The 25,963-nt window shown below is 70.5% G+C and carries 29 protein-coding genes, 1 tRNA gene and 1 pseudogene; 25 read left to right on the top strand and 6 right to left on the bottom strand.

Annotated features, from left to right (window positions below):
• Window positions 1-8 precede the first annotated feature (8 nt).
• The 3 genes from CRO12_RS06320 to CRO12_RS06310 are packed head-to-tail and all read left to right on the top strand — an operon-like array spanning window position 9 to window position 1,731.
• Window positions 9-791, top strand: a complete 783-nt coding sequence (locus CRO12_RS06320) for a VOC family protein (protein ID WP_097063085.1) — start codon at window positions 9-11, stop codon at window positions 789-791.
• On the top strand, window positions 791-1,273 hold the full coding sequence (locus CRO12_RS06315) for a VOC family protein (protein WP_097063084.1): 483 nt from the start codon (window positions 791-793) through the stop codon (window positions 1,271-1,273). Before CRO12_RS06320 ends, CRO12_RS06315 begins: the two co-directional genes overlap by 1 nt.
• Window positions 1,270-1,731: an SRPBCC family protein gene (locus tag CRO12_RS06310; RefSeq protein ID WP_097063083.1), complete on the top strand. Its 462-nt coding sequence runs from the start codon at window positions 1,270-1,272 to the stop codon at window positions 1,729-1,731. The genes CRO12_RS06315 and CRO12_RS06310 overlap by 4 nt, the downstream gene beginning before the upstream one ends.
• A 150-nt stretch (window positions 1,732-1,881) precedes the next feature.
• Here the strand turns inward: CRO12_RS06310 and CRO12_RS06305 are convergent, their stop codons facing one another.
• The gene (locus CRO12_RS06305) at window positions 1,882-2,490 is read right to left on the bottom strand and encodes a J domain-containing protein (RefSeq protein ID WP_097063082.1); all 609 of its coding nucleotides are present in this window, start codon (window positions 2,488-2,490) and stop codon (window positions 1,882-1,884) included.
• 35 nt (window positions 2,491-2,525) lie between these two features.
• Here CRO12_RS06305 and CRO12_RS06300 point away from each other — a divergent pair, with 35 nt between their 5' ends.
• From CRO12_RS06300 to CRO12_RS06285, 4 genes are read left to right on the top strand one after another with little or no spacing between them, the layout of a single operon-like run.
• Window positions 2,526-2,813 (top strand): BolA family protein, encoded by a 288-nt coding sequence (locus tag CRO12_RS06300; RefSeq protein WP_097063081.1) that lies wholly within the window; start codon window positions 2,526-2,528, stop codon window positions 2,811-2,813.
• A complete protein-coding gene (locus CRO12_RS06295) occupies window positions 2,810-3,529 on the top strand; it encodes a glutathione S-transferase (protein WP_245858226.1) in 720 nt (239 codons plus the stop codon). The genes CRO12_RS06300 and CRO12_RS06295 overlap by 4 nt, the downstream gene beginning before the upstream one ends.
• Window positions 3,526-4,425: a pirin family protein gene (locus CRO12_RS06290; RefSeq protein WP_097063079.1), complete on the top strand. Its 900-nt coding sequence runs from the start codon at window positions 3,526-3,528 to the stop codon at window positions 4,423-4,425. The genes CRO12_RS06295 and CRO12_RS06290 overlap by 4 nt, the downstream gene beginning before the upstream one ends.
• Window positions 4,422-5,306 carry an alpha/beta fold hydrolase gene (locus CRO12_RS06285; protein WP_097063078.1) on the top strand — a complete coding sequence of 295 codons (885 nt, stop codon included), beginning with the start codon at window positions 4,422-4,424 and terminating at the stop codon, window positions 5,304-5,306. Before CRO12_RS06290 ends, CRO12_RS06285 begins: the two co-directional genes overlap by 4 nt.
• 25 nt (window positions 5,307-5,331) lie before the next feature.
• Here the strand turns inward: CRO12_RS06285 and CRO12_RS06280 are convergent, their stop codons facing one another.
• Window positions 5,332-6,384, bottom strand: coding sequence for a DUF2332 domain-containing protein (locus CRO12_RS06280; protein WP_097063077.1), 1,053 nt, complete (start codon window positions 6,382-6,384; stop codon window positions 5,332-5,334).
• Between the two features lie 49 nt (window positions 6,385-6,433).
• Here CRO12_RS06280 and hisG point away from each other — a divergent pair, with 49 nt between their 5' ends.
• The gene (gene hisG / locus CRO12_RS06275) at window positions 6,434-7,102 is read left to right on the top strand and encodes an ATP phosphoribosyltransferase (protein WP_097063076.1); all 669 of its coding nucleotides are present in this window, start codon (window positions 6,434-6,436) and stop codon (window positions 7,100-7,102) included.
• Between the two features lie 9 nt (window positions 7,103-7,111).
• Here the strand turns inward: hisG and CRO12_RS06270 are convergent, their stop codons facing one another.
• Window positions 7,112-7,933: an SDR family oxidoreductase gene (locus CRO12_RS06270; RefSeq protein WP_097063075.1), complete on the bottom strand. Its 822-nt coding sequence runs from the start codon at window positions 7,931-7,933 to the stop codon at window positions 7,112-7,114.
• A gap of 90 nt (window positions 7,934-8,023) precedes the next feature.
• Here CRO12_RS06270 and CRO12_RS06265 point away from each other — a divergent pair, with 90 nt between their 5' ends.
• The 17 genes and pseudogenes from CRO12_RS06265 to trhO all read left to right on the top strand — a co-directional run bounded on the left by CRO12_RS06265 (window position 8,024) and on the right by trhO (window position 23,945).
• On the top strand, window positions 8,024-8,911 hold the full coding sequence (locus CRO12_RS06265) for a LysR family transcriptional regulator (RefSeq protein WP_097063074.1): 888 nt from the start codon (window positions 8,024-8,026) through the stop codon (window positions 8,909-8,911).
• A gap of 57 nt (window positions 8,912-8,968) precedes the next feature.
• Window positions 8,969-10,264, top strand: coding sequence for a histidinol dehydrogenase (gene hisD / locus CRO12_RS06260; RefSeq protein ID WP_097063073.1), 1,296 nt, complete (start codon window positions 8,969-8,971; stop codon window positions 10,262-10,264).
• Window positions 10,265-10,350: 86 nt separating this feature from the next.
• Window positions 10,351-10,806 carry a transcription antitermination factor NusB gene (nusB, locus tag CRO12_RS06255; RefSeq protein ID WP_097063385.1) on the top strand — a complete coding sequence of 152 codons (456 nt, stop codon included), beginning with the start codon at window positions 10,351-10,353 and terminating at the stop codon, window positions 10,804-10,806.
• Between the two features lie 66 nt (window positions 10,807-10,872).
• Window positions 10,873-11,538, top strand: a complete 666-nt coding sequence (locus CRO12_RS06250) for a hypothetical protein (RefSeq protein ID WP_097063072.1) — start codon at window positions 10,873-10,875, stop codon at window positions 11,536-11,538.
• Window positions 11,539-11,554: 16 nt separating this feature from the next.
• A complete protein-coding gene (thiL, locus tag CRO12_RS06245; protein WP_097063071.1) occupies window positions 11,555-12,427 on the top strand; it encodes a thiamine-phosphate kinase in 873 nt (290 codons plus the stop codon).
• Between the two features lie 115 nt (window positions 12,428-12,542).
• On the top strand, window positions 12,543-14,705 hold the full coding sequence (locus CRO12_RS06240; RefSeq protein WP_097063070.1) for a sodium-translocating pyrophosphatase: 2,163 nt from the start codon (window positions 12,543-12,545) through the stop codon (window positions 14,703-14,705).
• A 105-nt stretch (window positions 14,706-14,810) separates the two neighbouring features.
• Window positions 14,811-16,514, top strand: a pseudogene (locus CRO12_RS06235) (alpha/beta hydrolase family protein); the annotation flags it as partial.
• A complete protein-coding gene (locus CRO12_RS18550) occupies window positions 16,405-16,806 on the top strand; it encodes an alpha/beta hydrolase family protein (RefSeq protein ID WP_425442999.1) in 402 nt (133 codons plus the stop codon). The pseudogene CRO12_RS06235 and the gene CRO12_RS18550, both read left to right, overlap by 110 nt.
• Before the next feature lie 62 nt (window positions 16,807-16,868).
• Complete coding sequence (gene otsB / locus CRO12_RS06230) at window positions 16,869-17,618, top strand: trehalose-phosphatase (RefSeq protein WP_097063068.1); 750 nt, start codon at window positions 16,869-16,871, stop codon at window positions 17,616-17,618.
• Window positions 17,615-19,411 (top strand): glycoside hydrolase family 15 protein, encoded by a 1,797-nt coding sequence (locus tag CRO12_RS06225; RefSeq protein WP_097063067.1) that lies wholly within the window; start codon window positions 17,615-17,617, stop codon window positions 19,409-19,411. Before otsB ends, CRO12_RS06225 begins: the two co-directional genes overlap by 4 nt.
• Window positions 19,408-20,790 (top strand): alpha,alpha-trehalose-phosphate synthase (UDP-forming), encoded by a 1,383-nt coding sequence (locus tag CRO12_RS06220; RefSeq protein WP_097063384.1) that lies wholly within the window; start codon window positions 19,408-19,410, stop codon window positions 20,788-20,790. Before CRO12_RS06225 ends, CRO12_RS06220 begins: the two co-directional genes overlap by 4 nt.
• A gap of 137 nt (window positions 20,791-20,927) precedes the next feature.
• Window positions 20,928-21,176: a translation initiation factor IF-1 gene (infA, locus tag CRO12_RS06215; protein WP_097063066.1), complete on the top strand. Its 249-nt coding sequence runs from the start codon at window positions 20,928-20,930 to the stop codon at window positions 21,174-21,176.
• Window positions 21,173-21,772, top strand: coding sequence for a Maf family protein (locus CRO12_RS06210; protein WP_097063065.1), 600 nt, complete (start codon window positions 21,173-21,175; stop codon window positions 21,770-21,772). Before infA ends, CRO12_RS06210 begins: the two co-directional genes overlap by 4 nt.
• Window positions 21,765-22,733 carry a ribonuclease gene (locus CRO12_RS06205; protein WP_097063064.1) on the top strand — a complete coding sequence of 323 codons (969 nt, stop codon included), beginning with the start codon at window positions 21,765-21,767 and terminating at the stop codon, window positions 22,731-22,733. The genes CRO12_RS06210 and CRO12_RS06205 overlap by 8 nt, the downstream gene beginning before the upstream one ends.
• Window positions 22,711-22,893: a DNA gyrase inhibitor YacG gene (gene yacG / locus CRO12_RS06200; protein WP_097063063.1), complete on the top strand. Its 183-nt coding sequence runs from the start codon at window positions 22,711-22,713 to the stop codon at window positions 22,891-22,893. The genes CRO12_RS06205 and yacG overlap by 23 nt, the downstream gene beginning before the upstream one ends.
• A 26-nt stretch (window positions 22,894-22,919) precedes the next feature.
• Window positions 22,920-22,995: transfer RNA gene (locus CRO12_RS06195), tRNA-Phe, on the top strand.
• Between the two features lie 20 nt (window positions 22,996-23,015).
• Entirely contained in the window at window positions 23,016-23,945 is a 930-nt protein-coding gene (gene trhO / locus CRO12_RS06190) for an oxygen-dependent tRNA uridine(34) hydroxylase TrhO (RefSeq protein ID WP_179640884.1), read from the top strand.
• On the opposite strand, the gene CRO12_RS06185 is transcribed toward trhO, so the two are convergent.
• Genes CRO12_RS06185 through CRO12_RS06175 form a run of 3 tightly spaced genes read right to left on the bottom strand, consistent with a single transcriptional unit; the run spans window position 23,935 to window position 25,951 of the window.
• A complete protein-coding gene (locus CRO12_RS06185) occupies window positions 23,935-24,288 on the bottom strand; it encodes a HesB/IscA family protein (RefSeq protein WP_097063061.1) in 354 nt (117 codons plus the stop codon). The genes trhO and CRO12_RS06185 overlap by 11 nt on opposite strands.
• On the bottom strand, window positions 24,285-24,743 hold the full coding sequence (locus CRO12_RS06180; RefSeq protein ID WP_097063060.1) for an SUF system Fe-S cluster assembly protein: 459 nt from the start codon (window positions 24,741-24,743) through the stop codon (window positions 24,285-24,287). The genes CRO12_RS06185 and CRO12_RS06180 overlap by 4 nt, the downstream gene beginning before the upstream one ends.
• Window positions 24,740-25,951 (bottom strand): cysteine desulfurase, encoded by a 1,212-nt coding sequence (locus CRO12_RS06175; protein ID WP_097063059.1) that lies wholly within the window; start codon window positions 25,949-25,951, stop codon window positions 24,740-24,742. Before CRO12_RS06175 ends, CRO12_RS06180 begins: the two co-directional genes overlap by 4 nt.
• Window positions 25,952-25,963: the final 12 nt, after the last annotated feature.

Genomic DNA, 25,963 nt, shown 5'->3' with positions numbered 1-25,963 from the left:
ATCACGCGATGACCAACCCGCACGGTACACCGATCTGGTACGAGTTGCTGTCCGCCGACGCCGACGCCTCAAGCGATTTCTACGCAAAGGTCCTCGGCTGGACCGTTCATGACGCCGATGCGGGCGGCATGGATTACCGGATGATCGACACCGGCGGCGGCGACTTCGCGGGCGGACTGATGCAGCTGACGTCCGAGATGCAGGCCGGCGGGGCAAAGCCGGCCTGGCTGTTCTACATCGGGGTCGACGACGTCGATGCCGCGGTTGAGCAGGTCACGACGCTGGGCGGCGCGGTGCAGATGCCCGCGATCACGATGGAGGGTGTCGGGCGGATGGCGATGGTCACCGATCCGCACGGCATCCCGTTCTACGTCATGCGCGGCGCGAGCCCCGAAGCGAGCCGCGCGTTCGACTACAAGGGCGTCGGCAAGTGCAGCTGGAACGAGCTGGCGACGCCCGACCAGGCGGCGGCGCACGCCTTCTACGGCGCGGTCTTCGGTTGGACCTTCCCGGACAAGATGCCGATGGGACCGGCCGGGGATTATGTCTTCGTCCAGGCCGCCGATCAGACGATCGGTGCGATCATGCCGGCGAGCATGGGACCCGCGCCGGGCTGGCAGTTCTACTTCCGTGCAACCGACATCGATGCCGCTGCCGAGGCGGTGCGGGCCAATGGCGGCACCGTCCACGACGGACCGATGGAGGTGCCGGGCGGCGACTGGGCGCTGAACGCGAGCGATCCGGCGGGCGTCCGCTTCGGCGTGGTCGCGGCGGCACGAGGGGAGGGCTGATGCCGACCAACAAGATCGCCGCCTGCCTGTGGTACGACAGGGAAGCTGAGGAGGCCGCACGCTTCTACGCCGAGACGTTCGGAGGAGAGGTCACCGGCGTTCATCGCGCGCCCGCCGACTACCCGTCGGGCAAGGCCGGTGACGTCCTCACCGTCGAGTGGACGCTGTTCGGCCTCCAGTTCATCGGCCTGAACGGCGGCGATACCTTTCGCCCCAACGAGGCGACTTCGTTTCAGATCATGACCGAGGATCAGGCGGAGACCGACCGCTACTGGGACGCGATCGTCAGGAATGGGGGGCAGGAGAGCGCCTGCGGCTGGTGCAAGGACAAGTGGGGCCACTCGTGGCAGATCACCCCGCGCACGCTGACCGAGGCGATGGCCGCAGGCGGCGAGGAGGCGGCGCGCGCCTTTGCGGCGATGATGACGATGGGGCGGATCGACGTTGCCGCGATCGACGCCGCCCGACAGGTACCGGCATGAGCGATCTTCATGAGCTCCGCATCGAACGGCACATCGCCGCGCCGGTCGACGTCGTCTGGCGCGCCTGGGTCGACCATCAGGCCGAGTGGTTCTGCCCGCGGCCGTGGCGGGCGAGCGTGGAGGTCAGCGAGCTTCGCCCCGGCGGCCGCTCGGTCGTGGTGATGCACGGGCCGGCGGGCGAGGAGATGCGCCACGAGGGCGTGTATCTGGAGGTCGTGACGGGCGAGCGGATCGTCTCCACCGACGCCTTCACCGCCGGCTGGCGGCCGGCCGGGCCCTTCCTGGTCCGCATCGACGAGTTCGCCGCCGATGGCGCGGGCACCCGCTACGCCGCGGTCGCGCGCCATTGGACGGCCGAGGCGCGCGACCAGCACGCGGCGATGGGGTTCGAGGCCGGCTGGGGCGCCGCGGCGGACCAGTTGGAGGAGGTGGTGCGGCGGTTGGTGGCGGGCGGGTAGTCTTTCGATACGCGCCTTCGCCAGCGCTCAGTCGCTATTCAGGACGAACGGAGTGGCGGCGCAGGCGCCGAGCCGTTACCCACCCCCTTCCGTTTTTCCTGAGTAGGGGCTGAGCCCGGCGAAGACCCGTATCGAAGGACGGATAGCCGCTCAGGCAAACGCCGGTGCCGTCCGCAGGTGCTGGTACGCCTCCACCACCGCCTGAAGCGCGCTCTCGTGGCGGCGGTCGCCGCCGTTGCGGTCCGGGTGGAATTTGCGGACCAGCTCCGAGTAGCGCGCGCGCAGCGCGCGCCGGTCGGCGTCCGGCTTCAGATCAAGCGTCTTCAGCGCCTTGCGGTCCGCCGCCGACAGTGGCTTGCCGTCGGCGCGGCCCGCTTCCGCCGCCATGCGCTCGCGGAACCGGGCACCGATCGCGTCAAGCGGATCGCTGAAGTCGGCCCAACGCGGCGGCTGGTCGGCGCCGTTCGCGGCAAAGGCGCGCGTCTCCCGCTCCCAGCCGGCATAGGGGCGCTGCGCGGCGTGGATCTCCTCCGGCGTCATGCCGGTGAAGAAGTTGTAGCCGGCGTTGAACGCGCGGACATGCTCCAGGCACAGCCAGCGGAAGGTACCCGGCCCGTCGCCACCGGCCTGACCGGGGGCGAATGGCGCCCGGAACTCGCCGGGCTCGTCGCATCCGGGCTCCGCGCATAGCCGACCGTGCGCCTCCACGCGGCCGTGGAAGCGGGTGTTCGATCGATCCTTGCCGGTCGCTCGCGCCACATGAACTCCTGCGCAAACATGGCTATATAGGCGCCATGACCAGCCCCGCTACCGTCACCCTGGCCAATCAGATCACGGCTCGCCTCACCGCCACGCTCGCGCCGACGCGGCTGGAGGTGGTGAACGACAGCCACCACCACGCCGGCCACATGGGCGACGACGGCACCGGCGAAACGCACTTCACCGTGGGTGTCGAGAGCGCGGCGTTCGCAGGACTGAACCGCGTCGCACGCCAGCGGCTGGTGAACACCGCGCTGGCCGACCTGCTGGCGACCCGCATCCACGCGCTCGCGATCCGCGCCCGCGCACCCGGCGAGGCGTGAGCGTGCCCGCCTACCATCTCTGGTACTGGCCGACGATACAGGGCCGTGGCGAGTTCATTCGCCTCCCGCTTGAGGCCGCCGGCATCCGCTACCGCGACCGCGCCCGCGAGGACGGAGTGGAGGCGCTGCTCGCCGACATGGACTGGCGGCAGGGCCGCGCACCCTTCGCCCCGCCCTATCTCGCGCTTGATGGGCTGGTAGTGGCGCAGGTCGCCAACATCCTCGCCTATCTCGCGCAGATGCACGACCTCGCACCCACCACCCTCGCCGATCGGCTGTGGCTCCAGCAAGTGCAGCTGACGGTCGCGGATCTGGTGGCGGAGGTCCACAACGTCCATCATCCGGTGGCGGCGGGCGAGTATTACGAGGACCAGAAGGCCGAGGCTGCCCGCGCCGCCGCGCAGTTCCGCGCCGAGCGCATCCCTAAGTTCCTCGCCTATTTCGACGTCGCCGCCGCTGCGAACCCGCGCTCGCCGTGGCTGGTCGATGAGCGCTGGACCTATGCCGACTGCTCGCTGTTCCAGCTGGTGGAGGGGCTCCGCTACATGTTCCCGCGGCGGATGGCGGCGATCGAGGGCGATTACCCGCACCTCCTCGCGGTTCACGACGCGGTCGCCGCCCTGCCAGGGATCAAGGCGTATCGCGCGAGCGACCGGCGCCTGCCCTTCAATCAGGAAGGCATCTTCCGCCATTATCCGGAGCTCGACGCCGCATGACCAACGAAGACCTATTCGAGACGGTACTGACCCCGGTCTCCCATGACCTGGGCGGCTTCAAGGTGCACCGTACGCTTCCCGCCAAGTCGCGGACGATGGTCGGCCCCTTCCTGTTCTTCGACCAGATGGGCCCGGCGATCCTCGATGCCGGCACCGGTGTGGACGTCCGCCCTCACCCGCACATCAACCTGGCCACGGTCACCTACCTGTTCGGCGGTGCTCTCAACCACCGCGACTCGCTTGGCACGCAGGCGCGGATCGAGCCGGGTGCGGTGAACCTGATGACGGCCGGCCACGGCATCGTCCATTCCGAACGCACCCCTGGCGACGAGCGAATCAAAGGGCCGGAGCTGTCCGGCATCCAGACCTGGATCGCGCTGCCTGAGCACGTGGAGGAGATGGACCCGGCGTTCGAGCACGTCACCCGCGGTCAGCTGCCGGTGATCGAGGACGGCCGCGCCCAGGCGCGCGTCATCATGGGCGAGCTGTGGGGCCGGCGCTCCCCGACCACCACCTATGCGGGCACGATCTACGCAGACATTGTGCTGGGCGCCGGCGGATCGATCCCGATCGACGCGGACGCGGACGAGCGCGCGCTGTACCTGTGCTCGGGCGAGGCGAGCGTCGACGGCGTGGCGCTCGACGCCACCCACCTCTACGTCCTGCGTCCCGGCACCGCGGCAACGCTCACCACCACCCATGGAGCGCGCGTGATGCTGTGCGGGGGCGAGGCGATGACGCCGCGTCACGTCTGGTGGAACTTCGTGTCGTCGAGCCGCGAACGGATCAACGAGGCCAAGCGCGCGTGGAAGGCGGGCGAGTTTCCGGTCGTCCCCGGTGATGACAGGGAATGGATCCCGATTCCTGAAGTGCCAAAGACCGTGAGCTATCCGTGACCGAGGCGTTCCAGCGGGTCGCACTGCCGACCGGAGTCGAGCTCGACGTGAAGGTCGCGGGCGACTCGCGCGACCCGGCGGTGATCCTGCTCCACGGCTTTCCCGAGTCGCATCGCACCTGGCGCGACGTGCAGCCCGATCTCGCCCGAGACCATTTCGTGCTGGCGCCCGACCAGCGCGGCTACGCGCGCTCGTCCAAGCCGCCGCGGGTCGAGGATTATGCGGCGGATAAGATCGTCGCCGACCTGCTGGCACTCGCCGACCACTTCGGCTTGGACCGCTTCACGCTGGTCGGGCACGACTGGGGCGGCGCGGTTGCGTGGATGGCGGCGCTCCAGCACCCCACCCGCGTCGAGCGGCTGGTAATCGTCAACGCGCCCCACCCGCTCGTCTTTCAGCGCAGCCTGTTCGACGATGCCGAGCAGCGCCGCGCCAGCCAGTACATCACCCGCTTCCGCGACACCTCGATTGACCAGGGCCTGACCGGCAAGGGGCTGGAGGCGTTCTTCGCATCAGGCTTTGCGCGGCTGCTGACGCGCGCCGTGGGCGGTGAGGACAAGGCCGCCTACCTCGACGAGTGGAGCCAGTCGGGCGCGATGACCGCCATGCTCAACTGGTATCGCGCGTCCGCCATCATCGTCCCCGCGCCCGACGAGGACCCGCCCCGCCCCGCCTTCCTCGATGCGCCCTTTCCGCCGGTGACGCAGCCGACGCTGGTGATCTGGGGCATGGGCGACGAGGCGCTCCGCCCGGTGCAGCTCGACGGATTGGCGGCGTATGTGCCGGACCTGACGATCGCCCGGATCGAGGGCGCCGGCCACTTCGTGACCTGGGAGGACGCGCCCGCGGTCGTGCAGGCGGTGCGGGACTGGGGCATCTAGCTCGCCACGCTGCAAGGGAGGGAGGCTATAGCGGCGCGACCCCGCTCAGCGCGTAGTCCGTTGCTGGCTCCGGTGACGCCAGCCCCTCAACCCACGCCCCGTGCGCATGGGCGCGCGCGACCACCTCCATCGCTCCGCCAGGCCAGCCGCGCACCCGCACCTCATGCGCGGCAAGATCACGGTTGGGCTCCATCATTACCCAGCCGAATGGGCGCTCGCTGGTCGCGGCGGCACCGGCGGCGTGGAGGAGGTCGCGGATGCGCGCCTGTCGCGCGCGGCCGAGATATTGCCAGACGACCGAGTGTACCACGACGCGCATCGTGCCCGCTGCCTGCGTCTCGGCGAGCTGCGCTTCCACCCAGTCGGCGGCATCGCCGCGGTCGAGCCTGACCCCATGCGCGCGGACCAGCGCGATGGCGGCGGCGAGGCGGGCCTGCCGCTCGGCGGCGTCGACCCAGACATAGGCGGCGAGACGCTCGGCCGCAGCCGCGTCGGCGAGATCGATCGGCGCTACATCGCCTCCGCGGGTCGACGCGATCGTCACGGGCACGTCGGGCGGCGGCGTTCCGCGCCACGCGGGCGTGATCCGCACGGTCGCTGCTGCGGGTCCGACGAACACGCCGCCGAGATCGAAGCGATAATGCCCGAGCAGCAGGTTGAGTCCCGCGCTCGATCCGATCTCCAGCAGCTCGAACGGCAGGCCGTGCGCAGCGGCCAGGTGGAGCAGCCCGGTCATCAGCGCCGCCGAGCGTCCCGCTTCGTTGGTCTGCGGCGGTCCCGCAAGCCACGGCAGCAGCGCCGCATCGTGCCTCGCGAGCACCGCCGCCACGCTGCCCCGGCCAGCGAGCAGGGCGCGCACGTCCGCCGCGCCGCTCCGGTACAGCGCGTGGAGCCCGCCGATCAGCCGCAGCGGCAGTGCGTCGGCGACTGCGTCACCCGGCCAATCGAGCACGGCGCGCCCGGTCGCGCTGCTCCGGTCGACCCCGTCCGCCAGCGCCTCCGACAGCGCCGCGGTCACCGGCGCATTCATCGCGCGGCAGAACCCGGCCTGCTGCCGAAAGGCGTCGCGCACGTCCATCGCCGCCACGTTGCACCCCCTGCCCCCCTCCCGTAAAGCCGCGCGCGACATGGCCGAACCGATTATCATCGCGGTGCCGAAGGGCCGCATCCTTGACGAAGCGCTGCCGCTGCTCGCCCGCGTCGGGATCGAGCCGGAGCCCGCCTTTGCCGATCCGGACAGCCGGGCGCTCCGCTTCGCGACCAACCGCGCCGACATCGACCTGATCCGGGTTCGCGCCTTCGATGTCGCGACCTTTGTCGCGCACGGCGCCGCGCAGTTCGGCATCGTCGGATCGGACGTGCTGATGGAGTTCGACTATTCGGAGCTCTACGCTCCCGTCGACCTCGGCATCGGCCACTGCCGCCTGTCGGTCGCGGAGCCGGCGGCGCTCGCCGCCAAGGACGATCCGCGCGGCTGGAGCCATGTCCGGATTGCGACCAAATACCCGCACGTCACCCGCAGCCATTTCGCGCGGCGCGGGGTGGGCGCCGAGTGCGTCAAGCTGAACGGCGCGATGGAGCTGGCACCCGTGCTGGGCCTCGCGCCGCGGATCGTCGACCTCGTCTCCTCCGGGCGGACGCTCAAGGAAAACGGGCTGGTGGAAGTCGAGGTGATCGCCGAAGTGTCGAGTCGGCTGGTGGTCAACCGCGCGGCGTTCAAGACCCGCTCGGCGGTTGTGCCGCTGGTGGACGCCTTCCGCCGCGCGGTGGAGGCTCCCGCACCGGCGGGAGCCTGATGCCCGCGATCAGTCGCGGTCCGCCGAGAACGCGATGTCGCGCTGTGCCCGCAACTCGGCCAACCGCGCGGTGAGCGCCCGCTCGATGCTCTGATAGGCGGTGCTGCCGAGCGCCACCCGCCGGGTCGGCTCCGCCGCGTCGCCGGCCGCGATCATCGCGGCGACCGTGCGATCGGCATCGCCGACCAGCTCAAACGCCCCGCTCGTCACCGCGTGGCGCAGCGCCCCGGCCGGAGTCGCGTCATAGGCCGCCTGCGCCGGTGCCATATCGACCGCGCTGGCGAAACCGGTTCCGGTCGGACCCGGCTCGATCAGCGTAAAGCTGATCCCGAAGGGCGCGACCTCCTGCGCCACCGCCTCCACAAAGCCTTCGATCCCCCACTTGGTGGCGTGATAGAGCCCGAACGACGGGTAGGCGATCTGCCCGCCCTCCGACGACACCTGCAGCACCCGGCCGCCCCCCTGCGCGCGCAGGTGCGGCAGCACGGCGCGGATCAGCTGGATGGAGCCGGTGAGGTTGGTCGCGATCTGCCGGTCGATCTGCGTGTCCGACACCTCCTCCGCCGCGCCGAACAGGCCGTAGCCGGCGTTGCTGACCACCACATCAATGCGGTGGACGGCGAACGCCTCGTCGACCACCCGCCGCACCGCAGCCGTGTCGGTCACGTCAAGCGGCACGAGCTGGAGCCGATCGGCATATTGCTCGCTGAGCGCCACCAGCGGCTCCATCCGCCGCGCGGTCGCGATCACCGCGTCGCCGCGCGCCAGCAGCCGTTCCGTCATGCCGAGCCCCAGGCCCGAGGACGCACCAGTGATGAACCAGGTCTTCATGTCTCGTCTCCTTCGCCGAGCCAGATAGCGCCGGGCGACAGGTGCGATAAGGTCGTTCAATTGCACATGGTTGGTGTATGAGGCGAACCAATGATCGACGTGAGCCTTGCCGAACTCCGCGCCTTCGCCCTGGTCGCGCAGCATCGCAGCTTCCGCCGCGCGGCCGACGTCGCCGGCGTCGCGCGCCCGACGCTCAGCCACGCGCTGCGCGCGCTGGAGACGCGGCTCGGCACCCGCCTGCTTCACCGCACCACCCGCAGCGTCGCGCTGACAGAAGCGGGCGAGCGGCTGCTTCAGCGGCTCGCCCCGACTTTGCGCGACCTCGAAGACATGATCGCCGGCGTGGGCGCGGGCGGCGACGAGGTCGGCGGGACGCTGCGCATCAACGCGCCGGAGGGCGGCGCCCGCTGGCTGCTGCGTCGCGCCATCCCGCTCCTGCTCGAGCGGCACCCGCGTGTTGCCGTCGAACTGCTGACGGAGGGGCGACTGGTCGATATTGTTGCAGAGGGCTTCGACGCCGGCGTGCGGCTGCGCGAGGCGGTGCCGCAGGACATGGTGGCGGTGCCGCTCGGCGGCGACACCCGCTTCATCGCGGTCGCGGCACCCGCCTACCTCGCGCAGCACGGCGCGCCGGTGACGCCCGCCGACCTCGCCGTGCACCGCTGCATCCGCCAGCGGCTGCCGAGCGGCAAGGCGTACCGCTGGGAGTTCGAGCGTGACGGTGAGGAGGTGCTGGTCGACGTGCCGGGTGCGCTGACGCTCGACAACAGCGCGCTGATGGTCGAGGCAGCGGTCGGCGGGCTCGGCATCGCCTTCGTGGGCGAGCCCTATGCCGCCGACGCGCTGGGTGACGGGCGGCTGGTGACGCTGCTCGCCGACTGGTCACCGCCGTTCCCGGGCATCTGCCTCTATTACGCGAGGAACCGGCAGACGCCGCCCGCACTCCGCGCACTGATCGATATCGTCCGCGGCGGCTGAGGCTGTCGTCCGGACAGTTGGTTGGCTTTGCGCGGCCACCCGCGTAAGCGCGCCCCCATGCTGAAACTCGACGCCACCGACCCGCGCTTCGACGCGGACTTCACCCGGCTGGTCAACGCCCGGCGCGAAGCGGATGCCGATGTCGCGCGCGACGTCCGCACCATCGTCGCCGCGGTTCGTGACGAGGGCGACGCCGCACTTGCCGCCTATACGAAGCGGCTCGACGGGCACGACCTGCACGAGAGCGGCTGGCGGATCGAGCCCGCAGCCTGCCGCACGGCGTGGGAGGAGCTGGAGCCCGCCCTGCGCGACGCGCTGCAGCTCGCCGCCGACCGGATCGCTGCCTTTCACGCCAAGCAGGTGCCCGCCGACCGCGATGAGACCGACGCGGCGGGCGTGCGGATGGGCGCGCGCTGGCGGCCGGTCGATGCGGCCGGCATCTACGTGCCCGGCGGGCGCGCGGCCTACCCCTCCTCCGTGCTGATGAACGCGCTCCCCGCCAAGGCGGCGGGGGTTGAGCGGCTGGTGATGGTGACGCCGACACCCGGCGGCGAGGTCAACCCGCTGGTGCTCGCCGCCGCCCACCTGGCCGGGGTGGACGAAATGTGGCGCATCGGCGGCGCACAGGCGATCGCCGCGCTCGCCTATGGCACCGAGCGGATCCGGCCGGTCGACGTGGTCACCGGACCCGGCAACGCCTGGGTCGCGGAGGCCAAGCGCCAGCTCTACGGCGTGGTCGGGATCGACATGGTGGCGGGGCCGAGCGAGATCGTCGTGGTCGCCGACGGCCGCAACGATCCCGACTGGATCGCCGCCGACCTGCTCAGCCAGTCGGAACATGATCCGACTAGCCAGTCGATCCTGTTCACCGACGACGCCGCCTTCGCCGACGCGGTGGCGGCGACGGTCGATCAGCAGATCGGAACGCTCGCGACCGCGACGGTGGCGCGCGCCGCCTGGGACACGAATGGCGCGGTGGTGGTGGTGGAGACGCTGGACGACGCAGTGCCGCTCATCGACCGGCTCGCGCCTGAGCATCTGGAGCTCGCCTGCGACGGGCCGCTCGCCGACGCGCTGTTCGCGGCGGTCCGCCACGCCGGCTCGGTGTTCCTCGGCCGGCACACGCCCGAAGCCGTCGGCGACTATGTCGCAGGGCCGAACCACGTGCTCCCGACCGGCCGGCGCGCGCGCTTCGCCTCCGGGCTGTCGGTGCTCGACTTCATGAAGCGGACGAGTTTCCTCGCGTGCGACCCGGGCGCGCTCGCCGCGATCGGGCCGGCGGCGGTCGCGCTGGCAGAGGCGGAGGGGCTGCCCGCCCACGCGCGCTCGGTGGCGCTGCGGCTCGGCCGCTAGCTCGGTATGCGAGGGGCGGGCTGCGACCCTCGTGCGCCAAATTGACTGGTGACGAAGCGCCCGGGCGCACCTACATGGCGCGTCCCATGCCCCGCACCAAAGCCCGCTCCACCGCCCGCGCCGCCGCGCGGCTCGCCGCCGTTCAGGCGCTCTACCAGCACGACATGGAGGGGACGCCCGTCCCTACCCTCCTGCACGAATTCCACCACCACCGCCTCGGCGCGACGATCGAGGATGTCGAGTACGCCGAGGCCGACGTCGACTTCTTCGACGACGTGGTGAAGGGCGCCACCACCCGGCTGGAGGAGATCGACCGCCGCATCGCCGAGAAGCTGTCGAGCGGGTGGACGCTGGACCGCCTCGACAAGCCGATGCGCGGTATCCTGCGGGCCGGCGCCTATGAGCTGATCGCCCGTCCCGACGTGCCGGCGGGCGCGGTGATCAGCGAGTATCTGGACGTCGCCGACGCCTTCTACGAGAAGCGCGAGAAGGGCTTCGTCAACGGCTTGCTCGACGCCATCGCCAAGGAGGTGCGGCGCTGAGCGGTGACGATCGTCGGCAAATCGTCTAGCGTCCGCCAAGCCGATTTCGCGTAGGAATTGACGGCTATGTCCTGGATCCTCGCTACCCTGCTCCTCGCCGCGCCGCTGCCCGTCCAGGCGGCAGGTCAACCGCTCGCCGCCGCCGAGGCAGAGGCAGAACTCGCCGTCTACGCCGACTGCGTCGTCGCCAAGAAGGCCCACCGCGCGGCGGTCGCCGCCTTTCTCCGTACCCTGCCCGACAGCGCCGGCTTCTATACCGCCAGCATGAAGGCCGCGGACATGACCTGCCTCAACGAGGTGGCGGTGCGGCGGCGCGCGGCCAAGCTGGAGATGCGACTGCAACCCGCCAGCTTCCGCGACGCGCTCTACCCGGCACTCTACCGCCGTGCCTTCGCTCGCCGCGGCGCGCCGGCCGGGGTCGCGGGCCTGTCGCCGCTCGACCTCGGCCGCGAGTTTGACGGCGACAGTGCGCAGCTTTCCACCCAGTACCGGGCGCAGCGCGCGCTCGGCGACTGTGTCGCGCGCCAGGCGCCCGCGGCGGCGCACGCGCTGCTGCTGAGTGTCCCGCGCTCGGCTGAGGAGCGCGCGGCGACCATCCAGCTGACGCCGGCGATCGGCGGCTGCGTGGCGGACGGGCGCACCGTCCAGCTCAACCGGTCGGACCTGCGCGCGGCGGTTGGCGAGGCGCTGTACAAGCTGGCGGTGCAGGCCGGCGGCACCCCCGCGGCCTGACCCCGCCGGTGCTGCGGTGACCGAGGCGGAGCTGCTCGCCGCGCTGCGTCGGCTGCCGCTACACCCCGGTGCGCTCGAGCTTTCGGACGACGCCGCGCGGCTCGGCGAGCTGGTGCTCACGACCGACCTGCTGGTCGAGGGCGTGCATTTCCTCCCCGACGATCCGCCGGACGATGTCGCATGGAAGCTGGTCGCGACCAACCTGTCCGATCTCGCCGCCAAGGGTGCGGTGCCGGAAGGCGTGCTGCTCGGCATGCCGCTCCACGACGATGGCTGGGATCGTCCGTTCCTGGTCGGCCTGGCCGAGGTGCTCGCCGCTTATGCCTGCCCGCTGCTCGGCGGTGATACCGTGTCGGGCGGGCGGACCTATGCGCTGACCGCGATCGGGCGCGCCGCCGCAGCGCCGACCCGCGGCGGCGCGCGGGCAGGCGAGGCGCTCTGGGTCACCGGTACGATCGGTGACTCGGGCGCCGGCCTGGCGATCGCGCAGGGGCAGCCGGGCCCGGCGACGCTGCTCGCCCGTTATCGCCGACCGGAGCCGCGCCTGGCCGAAGGGCAGGCGCTCGCGGGCCTGGTGTCCGCCATGATGGACGTGTCCGACGGCCTCCTCATCGACGCGCAGCGGCTCGCCGCGGCGAGCGGGTGCGCAGTGGCCATCGACCTGGATGCGATCCCGCTCTCCGCCGATTACCTGGCGTGGAGCGGAGACCGTATGGCCGCGGCCACCGCCGGCGACGACTACGAGCTGCTCTTCACCCTGCCGGGCGCAATCCTTCCACCGGTCGCTGCCACCCGCATCGGCCGCTGCGACAGTGGTGCGGGATTAACCCTGATCAGCAACGGCGCACTCGTGCCGCTTCCCGCGACGCTCGGCTTCACGCACGGGTGACCAACGTGCTTGCGCCGCTCCTCCCGCGCCGATAGCCTTCGCTGACAAGCGCACCCGCCGCCAAGATGCGGGGCGCAGGGCCGATCAAGACGGCCGACAGGGGAAGGATCGCTTGATGACGATCGTCTATCTCGCTCTCGCGTGCGGCGTGATCGCCGTGCTCTACGGGCTGTTCACCAGCGGCCAGGTACTGCGCGCGCCCGCGGGCGACGCCCGCATGGCCGACATCGCCGCCGCCATTCAGGAGGGTGCGAAGGCCTATCTCGGGCGGCAGTACACCACCATCGCGATCGTCGGCGCGGCCGTCGCAATTATTCTGTTCCTGACGCTCGGCACGCTCTCGACCGTCGCCTTCCTCATCGGCGCGATCCTGTCGGGGGTCGCGGGCTACGTCGGCATGAACATCTCCGTTCGCGCCAACGTCCGCACGGCGGAGGCCGCGCGCGCGTCGCTGCAGGGTGGGCTCACCCTCGCGTTCCGGTCGGGGGCGATCACCGGCATGCTGGTCGCGGGGCTCGGCCTGCTCTCGATCGCGGGGCTGTTCTGGTACCTGGCCGGTCCGGCCGGCTACGCGCCCAACGCGCGGCCGATCATCGATGCGCTGACCGCGCTCGCGTTCGGCGCGTCGCTGATCTCGATCTTCGCGCGACTGGGCGGCGGCATCTTCACCAAGGCCGCCGACGTCGGCGCCGACCTCGTCGGGAAGGTGGAGGCCGGCATCCCGGAGGACGATCCCCGCAACCCGGCGGTGATCGCGGATAATGTCGGCGACAACGTCGGCGACTGCGCAGGAATGGCCGCCGACCTGTTCGAGACCTATGTGGTAACGATCGGCCTGACCATGGTGTCGATCGCGCTGCTGGTGAAGGCGCCATCAGCCGAGCTCCTGAACCTCATGGCTGTGCCGCTGCTCGTCGGCGGCGTGTGCATCATCACCTCCATCATCGGCACCTACTTCGTCCGGCTGGGCGCGAAGGGCTCGATCATGGGCGCGCTCTACAAGGGGTTCTGGGTCACCGTCGGCCTGTCGGTGCTCGCGATCTACGGCGTGCTCCAATGGGTCTTCGGCGACCTCAATGCCGTGATCGGCGGCGCCGGCTTCCTGGAGGGCGCGACCGACACGCTTACGACGGAGGCGGTGCTCGGCACGGAGGCGACGGCGGGCGCGCAGTTCACCGCGCTAGACCTGTTCTGGTGCATGATGATCGGCCTGGCGGTGACGGGCCTGCTGGTGTGGATCACCGAATACTACACCGGCACCAACTACCGCCCGGTCAAGTCGATCGCGCGAGCGTCGGCGACCGGTCACGGCACCAACGTCATCCAGGGCCTGGCGATCAGCCTGGAATCGACCGCGCTGCCTACCCTCGTCATCGTCGTCGCGGTGATCGCGACCTATCAGCTCGCCGGGATCATCGGCGTCGCCTTTGCCGCCACCGCGCTGCTGGCGCTCGCTGGTATGGTGGTGGCGCTCGACGCCTATGGACCGGTGACCGACAACGCCGGCGGCATCGCCGAGATGGCGGGGCTGCCGGACGAGGTGCGGCACAAGACCGACGCGCTCGACGCCGTCGGCAACACCACCAAGGCGGTGACCAAGGGTTACGCCATCGGCTCCGCCGCGCTCGCCGCGCTGGTGCTGTTCGGCGCCTACACCACCGACCTGAAGGAGTTCTTCCCCGACACGATCGTCGATTTCTCGCTCTCCAATCCGTACGTCATCGTCGGGCTGCTGCTCGGCGCGCTGCTTCCATACCTGTTCGGCGCGTTCGGGATGACCGCGGTCGGCCGCGCGGCGGGCCACGTCGTCACCGACGTGCGCGAGCAGTTTGCCGCCGACCAGGGCATCATGGCGGGCACCAGCCGCCCCAACTACGCCCGCACCGTCGACATCGTCACCCGCGCCGCGATCAAGGAGATGATCGTGCCGTCGCTGCTGCCGGTGGTGAGCCCGATCGCGGTCTACTTCATCATCACCGCGGTCGCCGGCCAGGGCGAGGGGTTCGCGGCGCTGGGCGCGATGCTGCTCGGCGTCATCGTCTCCGGCCTGTTCGTCGCGATCTCCATGACGAGCGGGGGCGGTGCCTGGGACAATGCCAAGAAGTACATCGAGGACGGCAACTACGGCGGCAAGGGGAGCGAGGCGCACAAGGCCGCGGTGACCGGCGACACGGTGGGCGATCCGTACAAGGACACCGCCGGCCCTGCGGTCAACCCGATGATCAAGATCACCAATATCGTCGCGCTGCTGCTGCTGGCGGCGCTGGCCGGCGGGTGAGCGGCAGGCCTGCAGGACGTCCGATCCGGAGAGCGTCAATCGGTTGACGCGGCCGCCGCTCGTCGCGAACATCCTCGCCGTCGTGTTGTCGGGGGACGTCGGAACATGAGCACCAAGGGCTGGATCGCCGTTGCGCTGGCGGCTGCGCAAGCCGCGTCGCCGGCCCCGGCGCAGGACCGTGGCACCAACCCCGCTGCCGCATGGGCCACCAAGCCGGTGCCGATCGAGGTCTCCGCGCAGTTCCCGCAACTCGCCGGACCCCGCCTGTCACCTGACGGAAAGATCGTCGCTGCCAAGGTCCGGGCCGGTGGCGGCCAGGTGCTGGCGCTGTTCCCGCTTGGCAACGACAGCAAGCCGGTGATCGTCGGCCGCGATGGAGCGGAAGGGCAGGACCGGCAAGGCGACCGTCAGATACGGGCGTGGCGCTGGGTCGACGACGACCATCTGCTGCTCACCATCACCTACCGCGACAACTACCTGGGCGATTGGTTCGACAACCTGCGCTACGTGATGGTGAACCGGGCGACCGGCCGCTCGGTGCCGCTGGGCTGGACAGACTCGCTCGGGCCGACCCAGCTGCTGTGGCCCTCACCCTCCGGCCCGCCGCGCGTCCTACTCCAGCGCGTGCCGACCACGACCAGCAGCGAACGCTTCGGCAACCCGGAAGTGATCGCCGTGGATGGCGAGACCGGCCGATCAAGCGTGGTCGTCCGCTCCAACCCGATCGTCTCGCGCTGGACGGCTGACTCCGCCGGCATCGTTCGGATCGGCAGCTCCTACAACCGCGAGAATGGCCGTCTGCGGCTGCTCTACCGCGCACGCGAGGACGAGCCATTCCGCACCTTCACCAACGAGACCGGCGACCGCTACGACGGAAGCCCTGCGCCCGACATGATCCTCGCGGGCCCGAACGCAAAGGCTTATTCCTACAGCCGAAAGGACGGGTTCCGCGCCCTGTACGAATATAACCTCGAGACCATGGCTCTTGGCAGCAAGGTCTACGGCGTCGCCGGGTACGACATCGGAAACGGCTTCCTCAACGCGGCGCGCGATCGGCTGGCGGGGGTGGTGGTGACGACCGATCGTGAGCGGACCACGTACTTCGATCCGCGCATGAAGGAGATCCAGGCGCTTTTGGAGAAGGCGGCGGGCGCCGGGAACATCTCGATCATCTCGAGCGACAAGGCGCAGGAAAAGATCATCTACGCGCAGGCGCGCTCCGGCCAGGCGCCCGGCTACTACCTGTTCGATACCGTGTCCGGCGACATCAAGCTGATCGGATGGGAGAACCGCACACTCGGCAACGCACAGCTGAACGCCGTCACCACCATCCGCTACCCGACGTCGGACGGGCGGCAGGTAGAGGCGGTGCTGACGATGCCGCGCCACCATGCCGGACGAAAGGCACTGCCGTTGGTCGTCATGCCGCACGGCGGTCCGCGGGCGCGCGACAGCGCCGACTGGGACCCGTACAACTGGTCGCAAGCGGTGGCCGAACTCGGGTATGTGGTAGTACAGCCCAATTTCCTCGGCTCGTCCGGCTATGGCCGCGAGTGGGAGAAGGGCGCGGAGGGCAAGTGGGGCTACCGCATGTCGGACGACCTGAACGAGGCTGTCGCCTTCCTGGCGCGACAGGGCACCGTTGATCCGGCGCGCACCTGCATCATGGGCTGGTCGTACGGCGGCTATGCCGCCGCGCGTGCCGCGCAGCGCGACGGCAAGACGTACCGCTGCGCGATCGCGGGGGCGGCTCCCGTCGACATGGCAGCGATGGTCGCCTACGACCGCGGGTACCTTGGCAGCTACGGTGCCAAGGCGGCGCTCGGCAGCGCAAGCAGCAACCTCGCCGATATCTCCGGCGCTCCACGCCGACCAGATCTCCATCCCACTGCTGATCGTCCACGGGGCCAAGGACGAACGCGTGCCGGTGGCGCAGGCGCGCGGCTTCGTTGCTCGGCTCAAGAAGGCGGGCAAGGTCGAGGGCCGCGACTTCACCTACCTCGAGCAGTCGGAGAACACGCACAATCTGCTGCGCGAAGAGGATCGCCGCGGGTTGCTGAACGCCATGAAGTCGTTCCTTGGGCGGCACAATCCGGTGTGAGGGCTTGCAGCTTTTTGCAGTGCAGCGCGTTGGATCGGCACCGTATCTATCTCGGATGACCGATGCCGCCCGCCGAACTGCTCGATCTGCGCCCGCCGCCCGCGCTCGACGGTGACGAAAGCCTGTTTCTCGACTTCGACGGCACGCTGGTCGAGCTGGCGGGGGCGCCCGACGCGATCGTCGTCGACGATGCGCTTCGCGACCTGCTGATCCGCCTCGGCGAGCGGCTCGACGGGCGCGTGGCGATCGTCAGTGGTCGCTCGGTCGAACAACTCGACGCGTTCCTGGGCGATGCGCTCGCCGGCGTCGCGGTGGTCGGCAGCCACGGCGCGGAAACCCGCGCGGCCGGCGGCGCACTGGTCGTGCCCGATCGTCCGGACGCGCTCGCCGCCGCGGAACGGGCGCTCGTCGACCATTTCGCGGATCGCGGCGGGGTGGTGATCGAGCGCAAGTCGCTGGGCGTGGCGGTACACTACCGCCACCAACCGGAGGCGGAGGCGGAGGCGAACGACCTGGTCGCCCGCTACGCCGGCCGCGCGGGCCTGGTCGCGCAGCCGGGCAAGATGATGGCGGAGCTGCGGTTGGGCGGTGCTGACAAGGGCAGCGCGATCGCGGCCCTGTTGCAGCAGCCGCCGTTCGCGGCCGGGCGTCCGGTCTTTCTCGGCGACGACGTGACGGACGAGGACGGTTTCCGCGCCGTGGCTGCGGCGGGTGGCGCGGGCGTGCTGGTCGGGGAAGCGCGCGCCACCGCCGCAACCCACCGGCTGGACGGTGTCGCCGCCGTCCGGCGCTGGCTCGCGGCGGCGGCATGACCGCGACGATGGATCTGTGGCCGGTCGGCAATTGCCAGGTCTCCGCGCTGGTTGACCGTTCAGGCCGCTTTGTCTGGGGCTGCGTGCCGCGGGTCGACGGCACGCCTGCCTTCTCCTCGCTGCTCGACAGCCGCCCCGCTGCCGGCGAGGGCGCGTTCGGCTTCTGGGAGATCGACCTGGAGGGCGCGACCCGCGTCACCCAGTCGTACCAGCGCAACACCCCAATCCTCGTCACCCGGCAGGAGGACGATGCCGGAAACGCGGTGGAGGTGATCGACTTCTGCCCCCGCTTCCACCGGCAGGGCCGCATGTACCGTCCCGTCGCCTTCGTCCGCATCGTTCGCCCGGTCGCGGGCGCGCCCCGCATCCGGGTGCGACTACGACCCGCACGCAACTGGGGCGAACGGATGGCGGACCGGACGGAGGGATCCAACCACATCCGCTACCTGCTCGGGAACATGACGCTGCGGCTCTCCACCACCGCCCCGGTCGGCTGGATCGCGGACGAGCGGCTGTTCCGGGTCGAGCGCCCGCTGCACTTCTTCCTTGGCCCGGACGAGAGCTTCTCCGACGACATCGCGGCATCGCTGGAGACGATGCTCGCGCGTACCGCCGACCACTGGCGGCACTGGGTGCGCGGGCTCGCCACCCCGGTCGAGTGGCAGGAGGCGGTGATCCGCGCCGCGATCACGCTGAAGCTCTGTCAGCACGAGGAGACGGGCGCGATCGTCGCCGCGCTCACCACCTCGCTCCCCGAGCATGCCGATTCGGGCCGCAACTGGGACTATCGCTACTGCTGGATTCGCGATGCGTACTACACGGTGCAGGCGCTCAACCGGTTGGGCGCACTCGACGTGCTGGAGAGCTATCTCGAGTATCTGCGCAACATCGTCGACAACGCGCGCGGCGGCCACATTCAACCGCTCTACGGTGTCGGTGGCGAGGCGACGCTGACGGAGGAAGTAGCCGAGTACCTCGACGGCTATCGCGGGATGGGTCCGGTGCGGGTCGGCAACCAGGCGTACGAGCAGGTCCAGCACGACGCCTACGGCCAGATCGTGCTGTCCAACACACAGGCCTTCTTCGACCAGCGGCTGCTCCGCGTCGCGACTCCGGCCGACTTCGCCGCGCTGGAGCCGATCGGCGACCGCGCCTTCGCCGTCTACGATCAGGCGGACGCCGGGCTGTGGGAACTCAGGACCAAGAGCCACATCCACACCTACTCGGCCGCGATGTGCTGGGCGGCGTGCGACCGGCTGGCGAACGCCGCGGAGGCACTCGGACTGGCGGAGCGCGCGACCTTCTGGCGCACCCGCGCCGACACGATGCGCGCGCGGATCGAGACGGCGGCGTGGCGCCCCGAAACGCGGCGCGTGTCGGCGACCTTCAACGGCGACGATCTCGACGCGAGCATCCTCCAGCTGCTCGAACTCCGCTTCCTCGCTCCCGACGATCCCCGCTTCACCGGTACGCTGACCGCGGTGGAGGAGGGTCTGCGCCGCGGCAGCCACATGCTGCGCTACGCGACGGAGGACGATTTCGGTCTGCCGCACACCGCCTTCAACGTCTGCACCTTCTGGCTGATCGAGGCGCTGCACTTCACCGGCCGCGACGCGGAGGCGCGGGAGCTATTCGAGGAGATGCTCAGCCGGCGCACGCCCGCCGGGCTTTTGTCGGAGGACATTGATCCAGGTACGGGCGAGCTGTGGGGAAACTATCCACAGACCTATTCGCTGGTCGGCCTCATCAACTGTGCCGTGCTGCTGAGCAAACCCTGGAGTGCCGTCCGATAGCCCGCCTGATCGTCATCTCGAACCGCGTGTCCGCGCCCTCCAAGGACGGCGGCGCCCAGGGCGGGCTCGCGGTCGCGCTGACCGCGGCGCTGCGCGAGGCGGACGGCATCTGGTTCGGCTGGTCGGGGGAGACGAGCGCGTCCCGTGAGCTCCGCTTCACGACCTTCGATGGCGTGACCTCGGGCGTGGTCGACCTGTCCGAACAGGACGTGGAGGAATATTACGACGGCTACGCCAACCGGACGCTGTGGCCGCTGTTCCACTACTTCCTTAGTCTCGCCGAATTCGAGCGGGACTTCCAAGGTGGCTATGAGCGGGTCAACCGCTTCTTCGCCGATGTCATCGACCCGCACCTGCGCGACGACGACCTCATCTGGGTCCACGACTATCACCTGATCCCGCTCGGCTGGCTGCTGCGCCAGCACGGCCGCACCAACCGGATCGGCTTCTTCCTCCACATCCCCTGGCCGCCGACCAACCTGCTGGTCGCGCTGCCCGATCACCAGCGGCTGGTCGACTCGCTGTTCGCCTATGATGTGGTTGGCTTCCAGACGCAGGAGTCGCTCGACAGCTTCCGCCACTATGTGGAGACACAGATGGCCGGCAGCTTCGACGCGGACGGGCACGTCACGGTCGGGGGTCGGACCATGTGCGCGATCGCCTGCCCAATCGGGGTCGATGCCGAACCGTTCATGGCCGCCGCCGCGAGCGAGGAAGCGCGCACCGTGCGCGAACGCGTGATCTACGGCGGCGCGGGCCGCCAGCTGATCGTCGGGGTCGACCGGCTCGACTATTCGAAGGGCCTGGAGGAGCGGTTCGCCGGCTACGAGCGCTTCTTGCAAAGCTACGCCGATCGCCGCGCGCTCGTCTACCTGCTCCAGATCGCGCCGCCGTCGCGGACCAGCGTCCAGAGCTACCGCGACATCCGCGCGAGCCTGGATGCCATGTCGGGGCGAATCAACGGCGAGTACGCCGACGTCGACTGGACGCCGATCCGCTACGTCAACCAGGGCTATCCCCGCGCGATGCTCGCCGGCATCTACCGCGCTGCGCGGATCGGACTGGTCACTCCCTTGCGCGACGGCATGAACCTGGTCGCGAAGGAGTATGTCGCCGCGCAGAACCCGGAGGACCCGGGCGTGCTGATCCTGTCCCGCTTCGCGGGCGCCGCCCAGCAGCTGACCGACGCGATCCTCATCAATCCCTACAGCGCCGACGAGATCGCCGACGCGATCGACGAGGCGCTCCGCATGCCGCGCGCCGAGCGCAAGCGCCGCTGGGAGAGGTTGATCGACAATGTCGTGCGCGAGGACGTGCAGTGGTGGCGCCGCCGCTTCACGGAAGCGCTCGCCGGCACCGACACGCTGGTCGACGCCTGACGCTTGCGCCGGTGCTTGTGCGCCCCTAAGTTTTCAGGGCGCGGTCGCTTCGGCACGCCGCTTCCCTTTACCGTGTCCGTCCGCTAAGGGCCGCGCCTGCGGCCGGGGGCGCCGCCTTGCACCAGAAAGAGGTTTGTTTGGCCAAGGAAGAACTGCTGGAAATGCGCGGCCAGGTGGTCGAGCTGCTGCCGAACGCCATGTTCCGCGTCCGGCTGGAGAATGATCACGAGATCCTGGGCCACACCGCAGGCAAGATGCGCAAGAACCGCATTCGCGTGCTGGTCGGCGACGAGGTGCTGGTGGAACTCACCCCTTATGACCTGACCAAGGGCCGCATCACCTATCGCTTCATGCCGGGTCGCGGCGGACCGGGGCCGCAGTCCTGACGACCGCCGGTGAGCCCCGGCTCGCTCCCGCGCTCGTCCTCGCCTCTACCTCGCCACGCCGCCGCGAGCTGCTCGGGCGGCTCGGGCTGACGCCCGCGCGCGTCGCCGCTCCCGACATCGACGAAACGCCGCTGACCGGCGAGCAGCCCGTCGCCTATGTCCGCCGCCTTGCCGAGCACAAGGCGCGTGCCGTCGAGCGGGCGTCGGACGAGGTCGTGCTCGCCGGCGACACGACGGTCGCGGTCGGCCGCCGCATCCTCGAGAAGCCAGCTGACGAGGCGGACCTGCGCCGCATGCTGGCGCTGCTCTCCGGGCGCCGTCACCAGTGCGTCTCCGGCGTCTGCGTGATCGACCGTGCAGGTACCGTTCGCGTCCGCCACGCCGCCACTACTGTGGCCTTCAAGCGGCTGAGCGCGGCCGAGGTCGACTGGTACGTCGCCAGCGGCGAGGGGATGGGCAAGGCCGGCGGCTACGCCATCCAGGGCCGCGCGGAGGCGTTCGTCCGCTTCCTGTCCGGCAGCCACTCCGCCGTGGTCGGCCTGCCACTGTTCGAGACGCGCGCGATGCTTGCGACCGCCGGGTTCGCGCTTGGCTGAGTGGTGGGTCGAGCACGGCATCGGGGAGACCCGCGCCGCGCTGATCGAAGGCGACCGCATCCTTGAGGCCCGAGTCCTGCCCGACGGAGACCTTCGTGCGGGCACGCTGATCGACGCGCGGCTGGTCGTCCGCTGGCCCGATCGCAATCAAGGCATCGTCGCGTGGGACGGCGGCGAGGCCATCGTCGCGCCTCTGCCCGCTGGCGTCACGCAGGGCGCGCTCACCCGCGTCGAGATCGTCCGCCCGGCGATCGGCGAGACCGGCAAGCCCAAGCGCGCGCGTGCCCGGCCGCCACGGGGCGAGGCCTCGCCGGACCCGGCAGTACCCGCCGACGCGCGCGTGCTGCGGCACACCGACACCGACGTTCTGGAAGCGGCCGGCTGGTCGGAGCTGCTGGAGCAGGCTGCGACCGGGCACGTCGACTTCACCGGCGGCAGCCTCGACGTCGCGCTCACCTCGGCAATGACGCTAATCGACGTCGACGGCACGCTCGCGCCGGCCGCTCTGGCACTCGCCGGCGCACGTGCGGGCGCGGAGGCGATCCGGCGGCTCGACCTCGCCGGGTCGATCGGCATGGACCTGCCCGACGCAGGCGACAAGGCGACGCGGCTCGCCGTCGCAGCCGTAGTCGATGCCGCCATGCCGCTCCCGTTCGAGCGGACCGCGGTTAACGGCTTCGGCTTCCTCCAGATCGTGCGACCGCGCCGCCGCCGCTCGCTGCCCGAGCTCTATGCGATGGAGCGTCCGCTTGCCGAAGCCCGCGCGCTGCTGCGCCAGGCCGAGCGCGCGACCGGCGCGGGCGAGCGGACGCTGGTTGCCGCGCCGGCGGTGATCGCGGCGCTGGAGGAAAGGCCGGCTTGGCTGCAGACGCTCGCCGCGCGGATCGGCGCTCCGGTCGCCTTGCGAGCCGATCCGGCGCGCGCCATATCGGCCGGGCATGTCCAGGCCCGCTACCCGTAACCGCTGCCCCGTCTGTAGCGCCGCCACCGCCGCAGCCCACGCCCCGTTCTGCAGCCAGGGCTGCCGCGATCGCGACCTGCTCCAGTGGCTCGGCGAGGGGTACAAGATTCCCGGGCCCGCCGCCGATCCGGGGCTGGACAGCGCCGGCGACCGCGACTAAGGCCCGCCTTCCGCTTCGCCGGAAACGCCTAGGTAGCTCAGTTGGTAGAGCATGCGACTGAAAATCGCAGTGTCGGCGGTTCGATCCCGTCCCTAGGCACCACCGCTCAATCCGGCTCGCACGTGACCGATCCCGTCCTCCCGATCCGTGTCGCCGCGCTGTACCGCTTCACCCCGCTTGATCCCGATGCGGTCCGCGCGCCGCTGCTCGCCGTCTGCCGCGCCCACGCGGTCCACGGCACGCTGCTGCTGGCGACGGAGGGGATCAACGGCACGATCGCGGGAAGTGACCGCGGGATCGACGCGGTGCTCGGTCACATCCGCTCGCTGCCGGGCTGTGCCGATCTGGACGTGCGGGAGTCGCGCACAGCGGCGCTGCCCTTTCACCGCATGAAGGTGCGGGTGAAGGCGGAGATCGTGACGATAGGCATGCCCGCGCTCGATCCTGCAACGGTCGGCACCCACGTCGCGCCAAGCGAGTGGAACGCGCTGATCGCCGATTCCGACACGGTCGTGATCGATACCCGCAACGCCTATGAGACGCGGATCGGCAGCTTCGCCGGCGCAATCGATCCAGAGCTCGCGACCTTTCGCGACTTCCCGGCCTGGCTTGAGGACCATCGCACGGCGCTGGAGGGCAAGCGGATCGCGATGTTCTGCACCGGCGGCATCCGCTGCGAGAAGGCGACTGCGCTTGCCCGAGCGGTGGGTCACGACCAGGTCTATCACCTGAAAGGCGGCATCCTGTCGTACCTGGAGCAGGTTCCCCCGCCCGAGAGCCGGTGGCAGGGCGAGTGCTTCGTGTTCGACGAGCGGGTCGCGCTCGGCCACGGGCTCACGCCCGGCACCCACAGCCAGTGCCGCGCCTGCCGCGAGCCGCTCGGCCCCGACGATCGCGCCTCACCCTTCTATGAGGAGGGCGTCGCCTGTCCCCACTGCCACGCCGATCGCGACGTACGCCAGCGCGCCGCGGCGGCCGAGCGGGCGCGCCAGTCCGCGCTCGCCGACGCGCGCGGTGAGCGCCACGTCGGCGCGACGATGGTCAGACGGTGAAGCTCTCGCCGCAGCCGCACGCGCCCTTGGCGTTGGGGTTGTCGAAGGTGAAGCCGGCGGTGAAGTCGTCCTCCACCCAGTCCATCGTCGATCCGATCAGGTAGAGGATCGACCCGCCGTCCACGTAGAAGGTGCCGGCCGGGGTTGCGATCGCCTCGTCGAAGGGCTTTGCTTCCGTCACATAGTCGACCGAGTAGGCGAGCCCCGAGCAGCCGCGGCGCGGCGTCGACAGCTTGACGCCGACGGCGCCCTCCGGTGCCTTCGCCATCAGGTCGGCAATGCGCGCCTCGGCCCGCGGGGTGAGCGTCAGCGCGGCGGGACGGACGCGGGTGGCGGTGGTCATAGCATCCCCAGTTCGAGCTTGGCCTCGTCCGACATCTTGGACGGGTCCCACGGCGGGTCCCACACCAGGTTGACGTCGACCGTGCCGACCCCCGGCACCGCGCCGACGCGCAGCTCGACCTCGGCCGGCATCGATTCCGCGACCGGGCAGTGCGGCGTGGTCAGCGTCATGGTGACCGCGGCATGGCCGTCCGCCGCCACCTCGACCCCGTAGATCAGGCCGAGTTCGTAGATGTTCACCGGGATCTCGGGATCGTAGATCTCGCGCAGCGCGGCGATGATCGCCTCGTAGGTCTCGCCCCCTGGCTCGCCCGCGGAGAGCTCGGCAGGCTTCTGGGCGAGGAAACCGGCGAGGTAATCCCGCTTGCGCTCCTGCGGCTCGACCGCGTCCTCGACGCGCGCGCGCGGCGGCGGGGCGACGCCCTCCACTTCCTCCACCACGATCCGATCACTCATCCGAAAATCCTCGTCACACGCTCGATACCCGCCACCAGCGCCGCGACATCGGCCGGGCCGTTGTAGACGCCGAAGCTCGCCCGCGCAGTCGCGGGGACGTCCAGCGTTTCCATCAGCGGCTGCGCGCAGTGGTGGCCGGCGCGGATCGCGACCCGCGCCTCGTCCAAGATGGTGCCGACGTCGTGCGGATGCACCCCCTCGACCGCGAAGGAAACGATCCCGGCCGCGTCCTCCGGCCCGAACAGCCGCACCGAGTTGAGCCCGGCAAGCGCCGCGCGCGTCTCCCGCACCAGGGCCGTCTCGTGCGCGTGGATGCGGTCGAGTCCGATCGCGTCGACGTAATTGATCGCGGCGTGGAGCCCGAGCGCGCCGACGATGTGCGGCGTGCCCGCCTCGAACCGGGTCGGCGGCGGCGCATAGGTCGTCCGCTCGAACGAGACGCGATCGATCATCGATCCGCCGCCCTGGTAAGGCGGCATCCGCTCCAGCAGCTCCGCGCGCCCCCACAGCACGCCGATCCCGGTCGGGCCGTAGAGCTTGTGGCCGGAGAAGACGTAGAAGTCGCAGCCGATGTCGGCGACATCGACCGGCAGGCGCGGCACGGCCTGGCACCCGTCGATCAGGATCGTCGCACCGACCCCGTGCGCCAGTTCGGTCGCGCGCTTCGCATCGAGCACCGAGCCGAGCACGTTGGAGACATGGGCGAGCGCGACCAGCTTGTGCCGGTCGGTCAGGATGCGCGCCATCGCGTCGAGGTCGATGCGGTGGTCGGGGGTGAGCGGCACGACGTCGATCGCCGCGCCGACCCGCTCGGCGGCCATCTGCCACGGCACGATGTTGCTGTGGTGCTCCAGCTGCGACAGCAGGATGCGGTCGCCCGCCTGGAGCCGCGTCGCGGCCCAGCACTCGGCGACCAGGTTGATCCCCTCCGTCGCGCCGCGGACGAAGACGATCTCCTCCGGCCTGCCGCCGATAAAGCGCGCGACGCGGGTACGCGCGGCCTCGTACGCCAGGGTCATGTCGGCCGAGCGCTGGTACACGCCGCGGTGGACGGTCGCGTAGGTTTCACCGTAGCCGCGGGTGATCGCGTCGATGACGGCCTGCGGCTTCTGCGAGGTGGCGGCGGTGTCGAGGTACGACCAGCCGGCCGGGATCGCCGGGAAGTCGGCGAGCAGATCGAGCGGCGCAGCGGCCGAAAGGTGAGGCAAAGGTGAGGCCAA

Source organism: Sphingomonas guangdongensis (genome assembly GCF_900199185.1).
GTDB classification, from domain to species: Bacteria; Pseudomonadota; Alphaproteobacteria; order Sphingomonadales; family Sphingomonadaceae; genus Sphingomonas; species Sphingomonas guangdongensis.
Note: the sequence above shows the minus strand (reverse complement) of the source record. Positions and strands in the feature narration are given on the sequence as shown.

Coding starts and splice junctions, on each gene's coding strand:
- CRO12_RS06310 (WP_097063083.1), top strand. CDS start 1,270: ATGAGCGATCTTCATGAGCTCCGCATCGAACGGCACATCGCCGCGCCG.
- CRO12_RS06270 (WP_097063075.1), bottom strand. CDS start 7,933: ATGAAGACCTGGTTCATCACTGGTGCGTCCTCGGGCCTGGGGCTCGGC.
- CRO12_RS06225 (WP_097063067.1), top strand. CDS start 17,615: ATGACCGCGACGATGGATCTGTGGCCGGTCGGCAATTGCCAGGTCTCC.
- CRO12_RS06280 (WP_097063077.1), bottom strand. CDS start 6,384: ATGGACGTGCGCGACGCCTTTCGGCAGCAGGCCGGGTTCTGCCGCGCG.
- CRO12_RS06180 (WP_097063060.1), bottom strand. CDS start 24,743: ATGAGTGATCGGATCGTGGTGGAGGAAGTGGAGGGCGTCGCCCCGCCG.
- CRO12_RS06185 (WP_097063061.1), bottom strand. CDS start 24,288: ATGACCACCGCCACCCGCGTCCGTCCCGCCGCGCTGACGCTCACCCCG.
- nusB (WP_097063385.1), top strand. CDS start 10,351: ATGCCCCGCACCAAAGCCCGCTCCACCGCCCGCGCCGCCGCGCGGCTC.
- otsB (WP_097063068.1), top strand. CDS start 16,869: ATGCCGCCCGCCGAACTGCTCGATCTGCGCCCGCCGCCCGCGCTCGAC.
- CRO12_RS06290 (WP_097063079.1), top strand. CDS start 3,526: ATGACCAACGAAGACCTATTCGAGACGGTACTGACCCCGGTCTCCCAT.
- hisD (WP_097063073.1), top strand. CDS start 8,969: ATGCTGAAACTCGACGCCACCGACCCGCGCTTCGACGCGGACTTCACC.
- CRO12_RS06300 (WP_097063081.1), top strand. CDS start 2,526: ATGACCAGCCCCGCTACCGTCACCCTGGCCAATCAGATCACGGCTCGC.
- CRO12_RS06250 (WP_097063072.1), top strand. CDS start 10,873: ATGTCCTGGATCCTCGCTACCCTGCTCCTCGCCGCGCCGCTGCCCGTC.
- CRO12_RS06240 (WP_097063070.1), top strand. CDS start 12,543: ATGACGATCGTCTATCTCGCTCTCGCGTGCGGCGTGATCGCCGTGCTC.
- CRO12_RS06315 (WP_097063084.1), top strand. CDS start 791: ATGCCGACCAACAAGATCGCCGCCTGCCTGTGGTACGACAGGGAAGCT.
- CRO12_RS06265 (WP_097063074.1), top strand. CDS start 8,024: ATGATCGACGTGAGCCTTGCCGAACTCCGCGCCTTCGCCCTGGTCGCG.
- hisG (WP_097063076.1), top strand. CDS start 6,434: ATGGCCGAACCGATTATCATCGCGGTGCCGAAGGGCCGCATCCTTGAC.
- yacG (WP_097063063.1), top strand. CDS start 22,711: ATGTCCAGGCCCGCTACCCGTAACCGCTGCCCCGTCTGTAGCGCCGCC.
- CRO12_RS06320 (WP_097063085.1), top strand. CDS start 9: ATGACCAACCCGCACGGTACACCGATCTGGTACGAGTTGCTGTCCGCC.